The following is a 14,356-nucleotide window of genomic DNA, read 5'->3' as shown; positions in this document are numbered from 1 at the left end:
AGCATGCGAGACGGAGGTATCGACCTATGAGACAGCATAGCGGGATCGGAGTGTTGGACAAAGCGATGACTGTCCTACACGCGGTGGCCGAACAACCGTGCAATCTCAACGAGTTGTGCACCCGCACAGGTTTGCCGCGGGCCACCGCGCACCGTCTCGCAGTCGGTCTCGAAGTACACCGCCTCCTCATGCGCGACGGTGACGGTCAGTGGCGTCCGGGCCCGGGTCTGGCCGAACTCTCCACCGGCGCCGGCGACTCGCTCGCCGAGGCCGCCTCCCTCGTCCTGCCCCGGTTGCGCGAAATCACCGGCGAGAGCGTGCAGTTGTACCGTCGCGAAGGCACCCACCGGGTGTGCGTCGCAGCACTCGAGCCGCCGACGGGACTGCGCGACACAGTCCTTGTCGGTTCGCGTCTGCCGATGACCGCCGGATCAGGCGCCAAAGTTCTGCTCGCGTGGGCCGATACGGCCGTACAGCGCGCGATCCTGCCCGACGCCGCGTTCGGGGAACGCGTCCTCACCGAAGTCCGCCGTCGCGGATGGGCGCAGAGCGCGGCCGAACGCGAACCCGGCGTTGCGTCCGTGGCCGCACCCGTCCGGGACGGTGGCGGTGCTGTCGTCGCGGCGGTCTCGGTGTCCGGACCGATCGACCGCATGGGACGCCGGCCGGGTGCCCGGTGGGCCGCAGACCTTCTCGCCGCCGCCGAGGCGTTGCAGAAACGACTCTGACGACCCCTGGTGGCGGATGTGCGTGGTATGTCACAGTTCTCGTCATGGGAACCAACCGTCGCGCCGAAATCGCTATGACCGACTCGGAAATCTCCGATTTTCTCCACCACAGCCGTGTGGCGACCCTCGCATCGCTCGGTCCCACGGGCATGCCCCACCTCGTCGCGATGTGGTACGCGGTACTGGACGGCGAGATCTGGTTCGAGACGAAGGCGAAGTCCCAGAAGGTCGTCAATCTCCGGCGCGACAACCGCGTCACCGCACTGGTCGAGGCGGGCGACACGTACGACCAGTTGCGGGGCGTCGCACTCGAGGGCCACGCCGAGATCACCGACGACCACGACACCGTGTTCGCCGTCTGCCGCGACGTGTGGAATCGGTACACCGCTCCCTACACCGAGGAGGCGCGGCCCGCGGTGGAGCAGATGATGGCCAAGCGGGTCGCCGTCCGCGTCGTGCCCGGGCGGGTCCGATCCTGGGATCACCGCAAGCTGGGTCTGCCCGCGATGGAGATCGGCGGGACCACGGCTGCGTACCTCTCCTCGCCCGCACGCTGAACCTCGGCCCCCGATAAATGGGGCGACAGCGCCGTTCCCCCGGCGCTACATTTCGAGGGCATCGGCGAAGGAAGGGGACACCATGACCGACTCGGAGAAGGAACACCTCAAACAGAAATTCCGTGACGCGCTCGAGCGCAAGAACAAGAATCAGCGCGACGGGCACGGCACCGCGCACCTCGACGCTCAATCCAAGGCTCGCGGACCGAAGGCGACTGCGGACCATCACCGCGAGTTCCGGCGCAAGAGCGTATGAGACGGTCCCGGCACGAAAAAGACCCTCCGAGCGATGCTCGGAGGGTCTTCTTCCTGTACCCCCGATGGGATTCGAACCCACGCTACCGCCGTGAGAGGGCGGCGTCCTAGGCCGCTAGACGACGGGGGCCTGGACTTCCTTCGACACACCCCGGAAGGCATGTCTGCTTTCAGAGAAGAACACCCACCGATCCGGAGATCGATGGGCCGTTCATGGTACCCCCGATGGGATTCGAACCCACGCTACCGCCGTGAGAGGGCGGCGTCCTAGGCCGCTAGACGACGGGGGCCTGAGAACTTCTTCTCGTTACGCTTCCCGGGGGAAGCTCAGCCAGCTTAGCTGGCCGAGACGTGGCGGGCAAACCACCACATCGCAGCTGGGGTACCAGGACTCGAACCTAGAATGGCTGAACCAGAATCAGCTGTGTTGCCAATTACACCATACCCCAATGGACTGTCCCTTCGGCCTGCGCACTGCGCTCCGGCCTCCGTTCCCGAACCGAGAGAAAGATTAGCACCATCACCGTGCACAACTACAAATCGCCTGGTCAAAGTAGGTAAATCGGCCCCGAACCGGAAGCGCCCGCGTAGCGGAAGCTACGCGGGCGCCCGTCAGTGCCGGCCGATCAGTGGTGGCGCCTATCAGCCGACGACGGCCCGAGCCGCGCGCATCCGGTCCAGGGTGCGCTCACGTCCGAGCAACTCCATCGACTCGTAGAGCGGCGGACTGATGTGCGAGCCCGTGACGGCCACCCGCACGGGCGCGAACGCCTTGCGCGGCTTGAGTCCGAGATCGTCGATGAGGGCCGTTTTGAGGGCCTCCTCGATCGCCTCGGTGGACCAGTCGCCCAGACCGTCCAACGCGGTGAGCGCGGCGTCGAGGACCGGTGCCGCCTCCTCCTTGAGGTTCTTCGCGGCAGCCGCCTCGTCCAGAACGAAGTCCGATTCGTCGACGAAGAGGAACTTCAGCAGATCCCACGCGTCGGAGAGCACCACGATGCGCGTCTGGACGAGATCGGCGGCCTTGCGGAACACCGTGTCGTCCACGTCGGCCGCGAGATGACCGTGCTCGACGAGGAACGACTTCAGACGGTTCGAGAAGTCCGCCGGCTCGAGCATCCGGATGTGCTCGGCATTGATCGCGTCGGCCTTCTTCTGGTCGAACCGCGCCGGGTTCGAATTGACCTTGCCGATATCGAAGGCCGCGACCATCTCGTCGAGAGAGAAGATGTCGCGGTCGTCGGCCAGTCCCCAGCCGAGCAGCGCGAGGTAGTTCAGCAATCCCTCCGGGATGAAACCGCGGTCGCGATGGAGGAAGAGGTTGGACTCGGGATCGCGCTTGGAGAGCTTCTTGTTTCCCTGCCCCATGACGAACGGAAGGTGCCCGAACTCGGGCGTGAAGTCGGCTACCCCGATGCGCTGCAGCGCGGCGTACAGAGCGAGCTGACGAGGCGTGGACGACAACAGGTCCTCGCCGCGCAGAACGTGGGTGATCTTCATGAGCGCGTCGTCCACGGGATTGACGAGCGTGTACAGCGGGATGCCGTTACCTCGGGTGAGCGCGAAATCGGGAACGCTGCCTGCCTTGAACGTCGTCTCACCGCGGACGAGATCGTGCCATGTGAGGTCCTCGTCGGGCATCCGCAGCCGCACGACGGCCTTGCGTCCCTCGTCGAGGAAAGCCTGCCGCTGCTCGGGTGTCAGGTCGCGGTCGTAATTGTCGTAGCCGAGCTTGGGGTCGCGTCCCGCCGCCTTGTGGCGCTCCTCGACTTCCTCCGCGGTCGAGAACGACTCGTAGGCCTCGCCGGCCTCGAGCAGTTTCTCCACGACGCCGATGTGGAGTCCGCGACGCTCCGACTGGCGGTACGGCTTGTACGGTCCGCCCACCTCCGGGCCCTCGTCCCATTCGAGGCCCAGCCAGCGCAACGCGTCGAGGATCGCCTGGTACGACTCCTCGCTGTCCCGGGCAGCGTCGGTGTCTTCGATGCGGAACACGAACGTGCCGCCGTGGTGACGCGCGAAGGCCCAGTTGAACAGGGCGGTACGCACGAGACCCACGTGCGGGGTTCCGGTCGGGGACGGACAGAAACGGACACGTACTTCGCTGCTGGTCATGACTCGCTCAGGGTTGAGGATCGACGGGGAGACCCTCCCAGGCTATCCCCTGACCGCCGCCCGGGAAGCGGAGACCGCCCGGTCAGGCACCCTTGGCGACGACCGGATTGGTCAGTGTTCCGATCTTCTCGACGGTGACGGAAACGGTGTCGCCCGGGACGATCGGTCCGACGCCCTCGGGGGTGCCGGTGAGAATGACGTCGCCCGGAAGCAGGGTCATGACCGCCGACACCCATTCGATGAGCTTCGGAATGTCGTGGACCATCAGAGAAGTCCGGCTCCGCTGACGCTGCTGCCCGTCGACCTCCGCCGTGATCTCGAGATCCGAGGGGTCGAGGTCGGTCTCGATCCACGGCCCCAGCGGGCAGAACGTGTCGTGCCCCTTGGCTCGCGTCCACTGTCCGTCGGCCGCCTGGTGGTCGCGGGCCGAGACGTCGTTCGCGACGGTGTATCCGAGGATCGCCTCACGCGCCTTCGCTGCCGGTACGTCCTTGCACGGCCTGCCGATCACGACGGCCAGCTCGGCCTCGTGGTGCACGACAGAAGCATTGCGAGGAATGACGATCGGGGCACCCGGCCCGACGATCGAGGTGTTCGGCTTGAGGAAGATCACCGGCTCCTCGGGTACCTCGTTCCCCGATTCCGCGGCGTGCGCAGCGTAATTGCGGCCGACGGCAATCACCTTGCTGGCGAGGATGGGAGCGAGCAACCGGACATCGGCGAGCGGCCAGCTACGCCCGGTGAAGGTGGGTGTACCGAAGGGGTGCTCGGCGATCTCCTTCGCGGTCGCGGAATCCCCCTCCCCCTCGATGCTGACGAAAGCGACACCGTCCGGACTGGCAATTCGACCAAGGCGCATGCGGGAAGTCTAACGGGGCGGTCGCCACCTCCGATCGACGCGGCGTCGGCCTCCGTATAAGGTGATCCCACAATTTCAAGATACGGGATCATTATCCTAGATAGTGGGAAACGATGGACGCGGGAGAAATCGGGGCACGGCGTTGGCTCATCCTGGCCGTCGGCGTACTGGCCCAGGCGGCGCAAGCCACGATCGTCAACGGAGTGGCGTTCCTCATCCCCTCGCTCCATACCGAGGCGGGGCTGTCGCTCGCGCAGGCCGGAACCCTTGCGGGCGCACCGCTGTTCGGCGGCGTCTTCACTCTCGTGATGTGGGGCGCGATCTCGGATCGATTCGGCGAGCGGTTCGCGTTGACGGCCGGACTGGGACTCGCGTCGGCGGCAACGACCGCAGCTACCCTCACCACCTCGATTCCCGCGCTGGGCATACTGCTCGTGCTCGCCGGCGCCGGCGCCGTCAGCGCGAACGCCGCGAGCGGACGCGTCGTCGTCGGGTGGTTCGCGCCCCGCCAACGCGGACTGGCGATGGGAATCCGTCAGATGTCGGTGCCGCTCGGCGTCGCAGCGGGAGCACTCGTCATTCCCCCGGTCGCCGCGCACCACGGCGTCGCCTGGGCACTGGCCTTTCCGGCCCTTGCCTGCGGGATCGCGGCCCTCGCGTGCGTGCTCGGGATCCTCGACCCGCCCCGGCCCGACCGGGCGGAGGCGCAGCGCACGGGAATGCTCGCGAATCCGTACCGGAGTTCGTGGACTCTCGCGCGCATCCACGCGGCTTCGATCCTGCTGGTGGTGCCGCAGTACGTCGTGTGGACCTATTCACTCGTGTGGCTGATCACCGATCGAGCATGGGACGAAACCGGTGCCGGTCTGCTGATCACGGTGGCCCAGATCCTTGCCGCTCTCGGCCGTGTCGCCGCCGGGAGCTGGTCCGACCGGGTGGGCAGCAGACTGGGTCCGATGCGACTCGTCGCCGTATCGGTGGTCCTGGCGATGGTCGCACTGGCCGCGACATCCCTGTCCGGGTCGGTGGCAGCGGTCGTCGTCCTGCTCGTCGCCTCGGTGCTGACCTCGGCCCCGAACGGGCTGGCGTTCACGGCCGTTGCGGAGATCGCGGGGCCGTACTGGGGAGGACGAGCGCTCGGCGTCCAGAACACCGGGCAATTCGTCGCGGCGGCTGCGGTGGGGCCGGTGTTCGGCGCGCTCATCGCTGTGGTCGGGTTCCCGGCGGCATTCGCGATGGCAGCGGTCGCACCGGCAGCCGCCGCACCGGTGATTCCGAAAAGCTGACCGGCGTGCTGGTTCCGGCTACCGAGGCAACCGGAACCAGCACCGCGTCAGAGTGCTGCGGCGATACGGTCGCCGACCTCGGTCGTGACGATCGGTCCCGATCCCCGCGACGCGAGATCCGCTTCCACGGCCTGCTCCACGCGGGCGGCATCCTCGTCGCGCCCGAGATGACGCAGCAGCAACGCAGTCGACAAGATCGCCGCCGTCGGGTCCGCGATGCCCTTGCCCGCGATGTCGGGAGCCGAGCCGTGTACCGGTTCGAACATCGACGGATTCGTGCCGGAGGCGTCGATGTTGCCGCTGGCCGCCAAACCGATACCGCCGGTGACCGCACCCGCCAGGTCCGTGATGATGTCGCCGAACAGATTGTCGGTGACGATCACATCGAACCGCGACGGATCGTCGACCATGTAGATCGTCGCCGCGTCGATGTGGCAGTAGGCGGTCTCGACGTCGGGGTACTCGCGGCCCACGGTCTCGATCGCGCGGGTCCAGATCGCGCCCGCGTTCGACAGCACGTTGGTCTTGTGGATGAGCGTGAGGTGCTTACGACGGGTCTGCGCCAGCGCGAACGCGTACCGCACGACGCGCTCCGCGCCGAACCAGGTGTTGATCGACACCTCGGTGGCGATCTCGTGCGGTGTGCCGACCCGGATCGCTCCGCCGTTGCCCGTGTACGGGCCCTCGGTGCCTTCACGCACGACCACGAAGTCGATGTCGGGGTTCTTCGCCAGCGGCGACACCGAACCCGGATGCAGCCGCGAAGGACGCAGGTTCACGTGGTGGTCGAGAGCGAACCGCATGTTGAGCAACAGGCCACGCTCGAGCACGCCGGGCTTGACCGACGGATCCCCGATGGCGCCGAGCAGGATTGCGTCGTGTTCACGGATCGCCTCGAGATCCGCGTCCGGCAGCAGTTCACCGGTGGCGTTGTATCGCTTTGCGCCGAGGTCGTATTCGGTGGTCTCGAGGTCCGGGACCAAGGCGCGCAACACCTTCAGCGCCTCGGCTGTGACCTCGACGCCGATTCCGTCACCGGGGATGACTGCGAGTTTCATGGGTTGGTGCTCACTTCCTGTGCGACGGTGGCCGCGACCGTGCTGAGACGGTCGCGGCCACCGGACGATGCTGGGCCCGAGGGCGCCCGTAGACGCCCCGGAAACGATCAGGACAGGTCGACCTGCGCGACGCGTGCGTCGAGCTGCTCGACGATCTGCGCGACCTCGGCGTCACCCACGACGCGGTTCACGCGCAGGATGACGGTCGCGCCCGGGCCTTCGGCATCCTGGCTCAGTGCGGCGGCCTGGATGTCGATACCGGCGTTACCGAGAACGGTGCCGAGTGTTCCGAGGACACCCGGGCGATCCTGGTAGTGCACGATGAAGTTGTGGCCCTCGGCACGCAGGTCGAAGCTGCGTCCGTTGATGTTGACGATCTTCTCGACCTGCTGCAGGCCGGTGAGCGCACCCGCGACCTGCGTGACGTGACCGTCGGCGGCCACGGCGCGCACCTCGACGGCACTGCGGTGGGTCTGCGCCTCGCTGACCTTCTCGACCTCGACGGTCACGCCGCGCTGCTCGGCGAGCTGCGGTGCGTTGACGAAGGTGACGGGCTCGTCGCTGCTGGCCGAGAACAGGCCCCGCAGCGCAGCGAGTCCGAGGATCTCGACGTTCTCGGACGAGAGTTCGCCGCTCGCGACGACCTGGACGTTCTGGACTGCCTCGGGCGAGAGGGTGCCGGCGAGCAGGCCGAGCTTGCGGACCAGTTCCAGCCACGGCGCGACCTCTTCGCCGACCGGGCCACCGGAGACGTTCACGGCGTCCGGCACGAACTCACCGGCGAGTGCGAGCAGCACGCTCTTCGCGACGTCGGTGCCCGCCCGGTCCTGGGCCTCGGAGGTGGATGCCCCGAGGTGGGGGGTGACGACCACGTTGTCGAGATCGAACAGCGGCGAATCGGTGCACGGCTCGGAGTTGAAGACGTCGAGCCCCGCGGCGCGGACCTTGCCGGAGACGAGCGCGTCGTACAGTGCGCCTTCGTCGATGAGACCGCCGCGAGCGGCGTTGACGATGATCACACCGTCCTTGGTCTTGGCAAGACGCTCCGCGTTGAGCAGACCGGCGGTTTCCTTGGTCTTGGGCAGGTGCACGGAGATGAAGTCGGCCCGCGCGACGAGTTCGTCGATGTCGACCAGTTCGATCCCGAGCTGTGCCGCACGCGCTGCGGGCAGGTAGGGGTCGTACGCGATGATGTCGGTCTCGAACGCGGCGAGGCGCTGCGCGAAGAGCTGACCGATCCGGCCGAGGCCGACGACGCCGACGGTCTTGCCGAGGATTTCGGTGCCGTTGAAGCTCGAGCGCTTCCAGGTCTTCTCGCGCAGCGTGCGGTCGGCGGCCGGGATCTGGCGCGCGGTCGAGAGGAGCAGCGCGACAGCGTGCTCAGCAGCCGAGTGGATGTTGGACGTCGGAGCGTTGACGACCATCACGCCGCGCTCGGTGGCAGCGGCGATGTCGACGTTGTCGAGACCCACACCTGCGCGGCCGACGATCTTCAGGTTGGTCGCGGCGGCGAGCACCTCTGCGTCGACGGTCGTTGCGGACCGGACGAGCAGCGCATGCGCGTCGGGCACGGCGGCGAGCAGCGCCGGGCGGTCCGGGCCGTCCACCCAGCGCACCTCGACACCGTCACCGAGCGCATCGACGGTCGATTGCGCAAGCTTGTCGGCGATCAGGACTACTGGACGGCCATTCTGGCTCACGTGTGGACTCCCTGTGTCGTGAATGTGTGGGTGGTCGGCGGCGCCGACGCCTGTCGGAAGGCGCGTTCACCCGCGACCGCACACAGTTTAGTGCCCCTGCCCCCACTACTGACCCACCGGGATCGCCCACCGGGGTACACCGGAGCGGGGTGGAGTCCCCCACGCGATCTCGAGCCCGACCGATATCCGGTCGAAAGAGGTCGCGGATACCTCAGCGCCGTCGCCGCAGATGCCTGGCGCCCGGTACCGGGCGCGGCCTCCGCCGTGCACTCCGTCCGGTGGTTCCCGTCGGCGAAATGTCCGGACGCGCACGAATTGTCCGCTGCGTGATACCGGTGTCGTGCCGGTGCCGGAAGGCGATCACGGCGGCACGAGTCGTGGGATAGAACCGCTCCCGGTGGAAACGGTCCGCCGATTGCATGCGCAGGAGCTTGTCCCTCTCCTGACCCTCCAATGCCGCGAAAACGAATCGAATTCCGTTGTGGGACAAGTATTCATCGAGCCGCTCGATCTCTTCGACCGATGTCGTGTCGAGATCGGTGATCGGCTGGGCGACGAGGACCACCCACTCCACCCGATCGGATCGCTCCTGTACGAGTGCGCGCACGTATCCCGTGAGAATCGAGCCGTTCGCGAAGAACAGCGGTGCGTCGAACCGTGCCAAGAGGAGACCTCTGATCCGGTGGCCTTCGGGATGACGAGCGCTGTCGTGATATCCGGCGATTCCGGGGACTTCGACGAGTTCGGCACGGTGGGGCCGCCAGGCCTGGATCACCAACGCCATCAGCGACAGCGCGATCGCGATCAGTACGCCTCGCAGCACGCCCGCGAGGATGACAGCGACGGATGCCGCTATACACAAACCGAATTCGATCTTGGCCACCTGCCACAGATGCCTGACCTTGGCGAGTTTGAACTGCGCGCTCGCAGCGACGATGACGACGGCGCTGAGCGCAGAGCGCGGAAGGTTGCCCGTCGCGCCGGGTGCGAGCAGGAGGAAGGCAAGGACCGTCAGTGCTCCCACCACTCCGGCGAGTTGTGTGTGCGCGCCCGCGCGTTGGACGACAGGCGTGCGGCTTCCGCTACCGCACACCGGGAACCCGCCTGTGACACCGGCCGCGAGGTTCGCGACGCCGAGCGCCCGCATCTCGGAGCTTCCGTTCACGTCCTCACCGCGCTCGGACGAGAAAGCGCGGGACACGACGGAGGTGTCGGCGAAACCGATGATGGCGATCGCGACAGCGGGGCCGAGCAGGGTCGCGACGTCGCTCCACGCGAGCCCGCCGAGGGCCGGGCCCGGGAGCCCCGACGGGAGCGCGCCCACCGTCTCGAGTTTGTCGCCCAGCCCGAAAGCGGCTGTCACCCCGGTGGCCACGACGACCCCGACGAGGATGCCCGGAGCTCGTGGCCACAGCACCTGCATCACCACGATCAGGATCAGGGTAGCGCCGCCGAGGAGGAAGGCGAGCGATCCGAGCGCACCCCCGCGCACCGCGTCCGCAGCATTCCTGAGGTTCGTGAAAAGGTCGGCCGGCCGGGTATTCGCACCGAGTAGGTGCGGGACCTCGCTCGCGATCACGATCAGAGCGATAGCGTTGAGAAATCCGACCCTGATGGGGTTGGACAGCAGTTCTGTGATGAATCCGAGGCGCAGAATCCCGCTGAACAACAGCAGAATTCCGACTATCAGGGCGAGCAGACCGGCTAGCGCCACGGCGCGGGAGGGATCTCCTGCCGCGGCGAGGGGAACGACCGCCGCCGCGATCAGCGGTGCCAGGGCGGAAGACGGAACGACCACGAGGATGCGCGACGGACCGACGAGCGCGTACACCAGCATCGGCACGATCGTGGCGTACATGCCCATGTGGGCAGGCAGTCCCGCAGCTGCCGCATATCCCATGCCGGTGGGCACGAGCAGTGCGCTGACCACCAAACCCGCAGTGATGTCGGTCCGCAGCCATCCGCGCTGGTACCTGCGTGCCGTGGCGATGCCGGGAATCCGGCTGGCGGCGGCCGAGAGCGACATTGGGCAAGTATGGTCCGCCGGTGCGGTCCGCGTCCGGCGCGTGACGATATTCGTCTCGGCACGCACCGACCGCCGGGGGCCGCACCGGAACGACGGCAGCCCGCCACCCTTTCGGGGTGGCGGGCTGCCGTCGTGGCGAAATGGAGACGACTATGCAGTCTCGGTGATCGGACGATCGACCCAGCTCATCAGGTCGCGCAGTTGCTTGCCGACGACCTCGATGCCGTGCTCGGCGTTCTCCTTGCGGAGACCCTCGAGCTCCTTGTTGCCGTTCTCGACGTTGGCGACGAGTCGCTTGACGAAGGTGCCGTCCTGGATGTCCTTGAGGATGTCCTTCATGCGCTCCTTGGTGCCGGCGTCGATGACGCGCGGACCCGAGAGGTAGCCGCCGAACTCGGCGGTGTCGGACACCGAGTAGTTCATGCGGGCGATGCCACCCTCGTACATGAGGTCGACGATGAGCTTGAGCTCGTGGAGGCACTCGAAGTAGGCCATTTCGGGCGAGTAGCCCGCCTCGACGAGGACGTCGAAACCGGTCTTGACGAGTTCCTCGGTGCCACCGCACAGCACGGCCTGCTCGCCGAAGAGATCGGTCTCGGTCTCTTCCTTGAAGGTCGTCTTGATGACGCCTGCGCGGGTGCCGCCGATCGCCTTCGCGTAGGACAGGGCCAGGCTCTCGCCCTCACCCTTGGGATCCTGGTGGACCGCGATGAGTGCCGGGACGCCCTTGCCGTCGACGAACTGACGACGCACCAGGTGGCCGGGGCCCTTGGGGGCGACCATGCCGACGGTGACGTTCTCCGGAGCCTTGATGAGCCCGAAGTGGATGTTCAGACCGTGGCCGAAGAACAGCGCGTTGCCGTCCTCGAGGTTCGGCTCGATGTCGTTCGTGAAGATCGACGCCTGGGCGGTGTCGGGGGCGAGCAGCATGATGACGTCGGCCCATGCGGAAACCTCGGCCGGGGTACCGACGGTCAGGCCGGCCTCTTCTGCCTTGGCCCGCGACTTCGAGCCTTCCTTCAGCCCGATGCGCACGTCGACACCGGAATCACGCAGGCTCAGGGAGTGTGCGTGCCCCTGGCTGCCGTAACCGATCACAGCGACCTTGCGGCCCTGGATGATCGACAGATCGGCATTGTCGTCGTAGAAAAGCTCGACTGCCACAGTTCCTACCTCTTTCAGCAAATGGGTGTGTTCAGGCTAACGGGTGGCCGTGATGGACTTGGGACCGCGTCCGACGGCAACGACGCCGGACTGAACGATTTCTCGGATCCCGTACGGCTCGAGCATACGAAGAAGCGCATCCAGCTTGGACCGGGTGCCGGTGGCCTCGATCGTGAGCGACTCCGGCGACACGTCGATCACCTTGGCGCGGAAGAGATTCACGGTTTCGATGACCTGGGTGCGAACGCTCGCGTCCGCGCGCACCTTGATGAGCAGAAGTTCGCGGGCGACGGACGCCTCGTCCTCCTGCTCGACGATCTTGATGACGTTGACGAGCTTGTTGAGCTGCTTGGTGACCTGCTCGAGAGGAAACGCATCGACGGTGACGACGATGGTCATACGCGAGATCTCCGGAATCTCGGTGCCACCGACCGCAAGCGATTCGATGTTGAAGCCGCGCCGCGAGAACAGCGATGCGACTCGGGCCAGCACGCCCGGCTTGTCCTCGACGAGGACACTGAGGGTGTGGCTCGTGCTCACTTGGCTTCCTCCTCGGCTGCAGCCTGACGGCCGCGTGCTTGATCACGTTCGATGACCGCGTCGACGACGGTGGCGTCGTCCGCGGCAGTGTCCTCGTCGAACAAGGGACGGATGTCCCGGGCAGCCATGATCTCGTCGTTACCGGTACCGGCGGCGACCATCGGCCACACCTGGGCGTCCTTACCGACGATGAAGTCGATGACGACCGGGCGATCGTTGATCTCCTGGGCGCGACGGATCGCAGGCTCGACGTCCTCTTCCCGTTCGACCCGGATACCGACGCAACCGAGCGCCTCGGCGAGCTTCACGAAGTCCGGGATACGCAGCGAATGCGTGGACAGATCGGTGTTCGAGTACCGCTGCTCGTAGAACAGCGTCTGCCACTGGCGGACCATGCCGAGGTTGCCGTTGTTGATCAGGGCAACCTTGATCGGAACACCCTCGACGGCGCACGTCGCCAGTTCCTGGTTGGTCATCTGGAAGCAGCCGTCGCCGTCGATGGCCCACACCTCGGTGTCCGGGCGGCCCATCTTGGCGCCCATCGCAGCCGGCACCGCGTAGCCCATCGTGCCGAGTCCACCGGAGTTGAGCCACGTCCGCGGCTTCTCGTAGTCGATGAACTGCGCCGCCCACATCTGGTGCTGCCCCACGCCCGCGCAGTAGATCGCGTCCGGTCCGGCAAGCTTGCCGACAGCCTGGATCACGAACTGCGGCGACAGGGAGTCGTCGGACGGGCGGTCGTAGCTCAGCGGGTAGGTGCGACGAATGTCGTCCAGGTACGCCCACCATGCCGCGTAGTCGAGCGTGGTGTTGGTGGCGAGATGCGCGCGCATCGCCTCGATGAGCTCGACGAGAACCTCTTTGCAATCACCGACGATCGGGACGTGCGCGTGCCGGTTCTTGCCGATCTCGGCGGGATCGATGTCGGCGTGGATCACCTTCGCGTCGGGCGCGAAGGAGTCGAGCTGACCGGTGACACGGTCGTCGAAGCGGGCGCCGAGAGTGATGAGCAGGTCGCTCTTCTGCAACGCCGCCACCGCCGCGACATTGCCGTGCATGCCGGGCATGCCGCAGTGCAGCGTGTGGGTGTCGGGGAACGCACCGCGCGCCATCAGCGTCGTGACGACCGGAATCCCGGTCAGTTCGGCGAGTTCGAGCAGTTCCGCCGAAGCCTCTGCCTTGATGACGCCACCACCGACGTAGAGCACCGGCTTACGCGAATCGGCGATCAGGCGTGCCGCCTCGCGGACCTGCTTGCCGTGCGGCTTGGTGACGGGCCGGTAGCCGGGCAGGTGCATCTCCGGCGGCCAGCTGAAGGTGGTCTGGGCCTGCAGGATGTCCTTCGGGATGTCGACGAGGACCGCACCGGGTCGACCCGACGACGCGAGGTAGAAGGCCTCCGCGAGCACGCGAGGGATGTCGGCGCCGTCGGTGACCAGGAAGTTGTGCTTGGTGATGGGCATCGTGATGCCGGAGATGTCGGCTTCCTGGAATGCATCGGTGCCGATGAGGGGGCGCCCGACCTGCCCGGTGATCGCGACGAGCGGCACGGAGTCCATCTGCGCGTCCGCGAGCGGTGTGACGAGGTTGGTCGCGCCGGGTCCGGACGTCGCCATGCACACGCCGACCTTGCCGGTGGCCTGTGCGTATCCGGTGGCAGCGTGGCCCGCGCCCTGCTCGTGCCGGACGAGGACGTGCCGCACCCGCTCCGAGTCGAAGATGGGGTCGTAGACAGGGAGGATCGCGCCGCCGGGAATGCCGAAGACCGTATCCACGTCGAGCTCTTCGAGGGCTCGGACTACCGACTGTGCGCCGGTGACGCGCTCGGGCGCGACCTGGCGTCGGGTGGCGGGCTGCGCCGCGGCAGCGGCGGCGGCTGGGGTTCCGGCCCCCGGCTTCCGCGGCGAGGGATGAGGCCGTGCGGTTGGTGCGCTCACTGCAATTCCTCTGATTCTGGCTCCGGGCAACAAAAAACCCTCGTCAGCGTTGTGCTGTACGAGGGTGGCGCGTCGTGGGCGAGTTGCAGAATGCGGCTCAGGCGACGACGCGCCGGCCGATTACGAGCAAC

Annotated in this window: 12 protein-coding genes and 3 tRNA genes; 4 read left to right on the top strand and 11 right to left on the bottom strand. The window is 66.9% G+C overall.

Features of this window, described 5'->3' with window-relative positions; all coding sequences use genetic code 11:
• Positions 1-26: 26 nt before the first annotated feature.
• The 3 genes from ACLQ3J_RS19335 (at position 27) to ACLQ3J_RS19325 (ending at position 1,541) form a co-directional block, all read left to right on the top strand.
• Entirely contained in the window at positions 27-728 is a 702-nt protein-coding gene (locus ACLQ3J_RS19335) for an IclR family transcriptional regulator (RefSeq protein ID WP_169620359.1), read from the top strand.
• Positions 729-772: 44 nt separating this feature from the next.
• Positions 773-1,285, top strand: a complete 513-nt coding sequence (locus ACLQ3J_RS19330; protein WP_296549261.1) for a pyridoxamine 5'-phosphate oxidase family protein — start codon at positions 773-775, stop codon at positions 1,283-1,285.
• An 82-nt stretch (positions 1,286-1,367) separates the two neighbouring features.
• On the top strand, positions 1,368-1,541 hold the full coding sequence (locus ACLQ3J_RS19325) for a DUF5302 domain-containing protein (protein ID WP_169620361.1): 174 nt from the start codon (positions 1,368-1,370) through the stop codon (positions 1,539-1,541).
• A gap of 56 nt (positions 1,542-1,597) precedes the next feature.
• On the opposite strand, the gene ACLQ3J_RS19320 is transcribed toward ACLQ3J_RS19325, so the two are convergent.
• The 5 genes from ACLQ3J_RS19320 to ACLQ3J_RS19300 all read right to left on the bottom strand — a co-directional run bounded on the left by ACLQ3J_RS19320 (position 1,598) and on the right by ACLQ3J_RS19300 (position 4,514).
• Positions 1,598-1,670: transfer RNA gene (locus tag ACLQ3J_RS19320), tRNA-Glu, on the bottom strand.
• Between the two features lie 84 nt (positions 1,671-1,754).
• Positions 1,755-1,830, bottom strand: a tRNA-Glu gene (locus ACLQ3J_RS19315).
• Positions 1,831-1,917: 87 nt separating this feature from the next.
• Positions 1,918-1,989, bottom strand: a tRNA-Gln gene (locus ACLQ3J_RS19310).
• A gap of 193 nt (positions 1,990-2,182) precedes the next feature.
• A complete protein-coding gene (gene gltX, locus ACLQ3J_RS19305) occupies positions 2,183-3,655 on the bottom strand; it encodes a glutamate--tRNA ligase (protein ID WP_169619632.1) in 1,473 nt (490 codons plus the stop codon).
• Between the two features lie 82 nt (positions 3,656-3,737).
• Positions 3,738-4,514: a fumarylacetoacetate hydrolase family protein gene (locus ACLQ3J_RS19300; RefSeq protein WP_169619633.1), complete on the bottom strand. Its 777-nt coding sequence runs from the start codon at positions 4,512-4,514 to the stop codon at positions 3,738-3,740.
• Positions 4,515-4,627: 113 nt separating this feature from the next.
• On the opposite strand from ACLQ3J_RS19300, the gene ACLQ3J_RS19295 reads away from it, so the two are divergent.
• Positions 4,628-5,800 carry an MFS transporter gene (locus ACLQ3J_RS19295; RefSeq protein WP_425904174.1) on the top strand — a complete coding sequence of 391 codons (1,173 nt, stop codon included), beginning with the start codon at positions 4,628-4,630 and terminating at the stop codon, positions 5,798-5,800.
• Positions 5,801-5,847: 47 nt separating this feature from the next.
• On the opposite strand, the gene ACLQ3J_RS19290 is transcribed toward ACLQ3J_RS19295, so the two are convergent.
• The 6 genes from ACLQ3J_RS19290 to ACLQ3J_RS19265 form a co-directional block, all read right to left on the bottom strand.
• Positions 5,848-6,858 (bottom strand): 3-isopropylmalate dehydrogenase, encoded by a 1,011-nt coding sequence (locus ACLQ3J_RS19290; RefSeq protein ID WP_169619635.1) that lies wholly within the window; start codon positions 6,856-6,858, stop codon positions 5,848-5,850.
• A 107-nt stretch (positions 6,859-6,965) separates the two neighbouring features.
• Entirely contained in the window at positions 6,966-8,558 is a 1,593-nt protein-coding gene (gene serA / locus ACLQ3J_RS19285) for a phosphoglycerate dehydrogenase (RefSeq protein WP_169619636.1), read from the bottom strand.
• A 211-nt stretch (positions 8,559-8,769) separates the two neighbouring features.
• Positions 8,770-10,584 (bottom strand): SulP family inorganic anion transporter, encoded by a 1,815-nt coding sequence (locus ACLQ3J_RS19280; RefSeq protein WP_422424957.1) that lies wholly within the window; start codon positions 10,582-10,584, stop codon positions 8,770-8,772.
• A gap of 150 nt (positions 10,585-10,734) precedes the next feature.
• Positions 10,735-11,748, bottom strand: a complete 1,014-nt coding sequence (gene ilvC / locus ACLQ3J_RS19275; protein ID WP_169619638.1) for a ketol-acid reductoisomerase — start codon at positions 11,746-11,748, stop codon at positions 10,735-10,737.
• Between the two features lie 36 nt (positions 11,749-11,784).
• Complete coding sequence (gene ilvN / locus ACLQ3J_RS19270; protein ID WP_169619639.1) at positions 11,785-12,288, bottom strand: acetolactate synthase small subunit; 504 nt, start codon at positions 12,286-12,288, stop codon at positions 11,785-11,787.
• Positions 12,285-14,225 carry an acetolactate synthase large subunit gene (locus tag ACLQ3J_RS19265; protein WP_425904173.1) on the bottom strand — a complete coding sequence of 647 codons (1,941 nt, stop codon included), beginning with the start codon at positions 14,223-14,225 and terminating at the stop codon, positions 12,285-12,287. The genes ilvN and ACLQ3J_RS19265 overlap by 4 nt, the downstream gene beginning before the upstream one ends.
• Positions 14,226-14,356: the final 131 nt, after the last annotated feature.

Source organism: Rhodococcus sp. DT1 (assembly GCF_049844875.1).
Taxonomy (GTDB): domain Bacteria; phylum Actinomycetota; class Actinomycetes; order Mycobacteriales; family Mycobacteriaceae; genus Rhodococcus.
The sequence above is the reverse complement of the archived record's forward strand: the minus strand, read 5'-3'. Positions and strand labels throughout refer to the sequence as shown.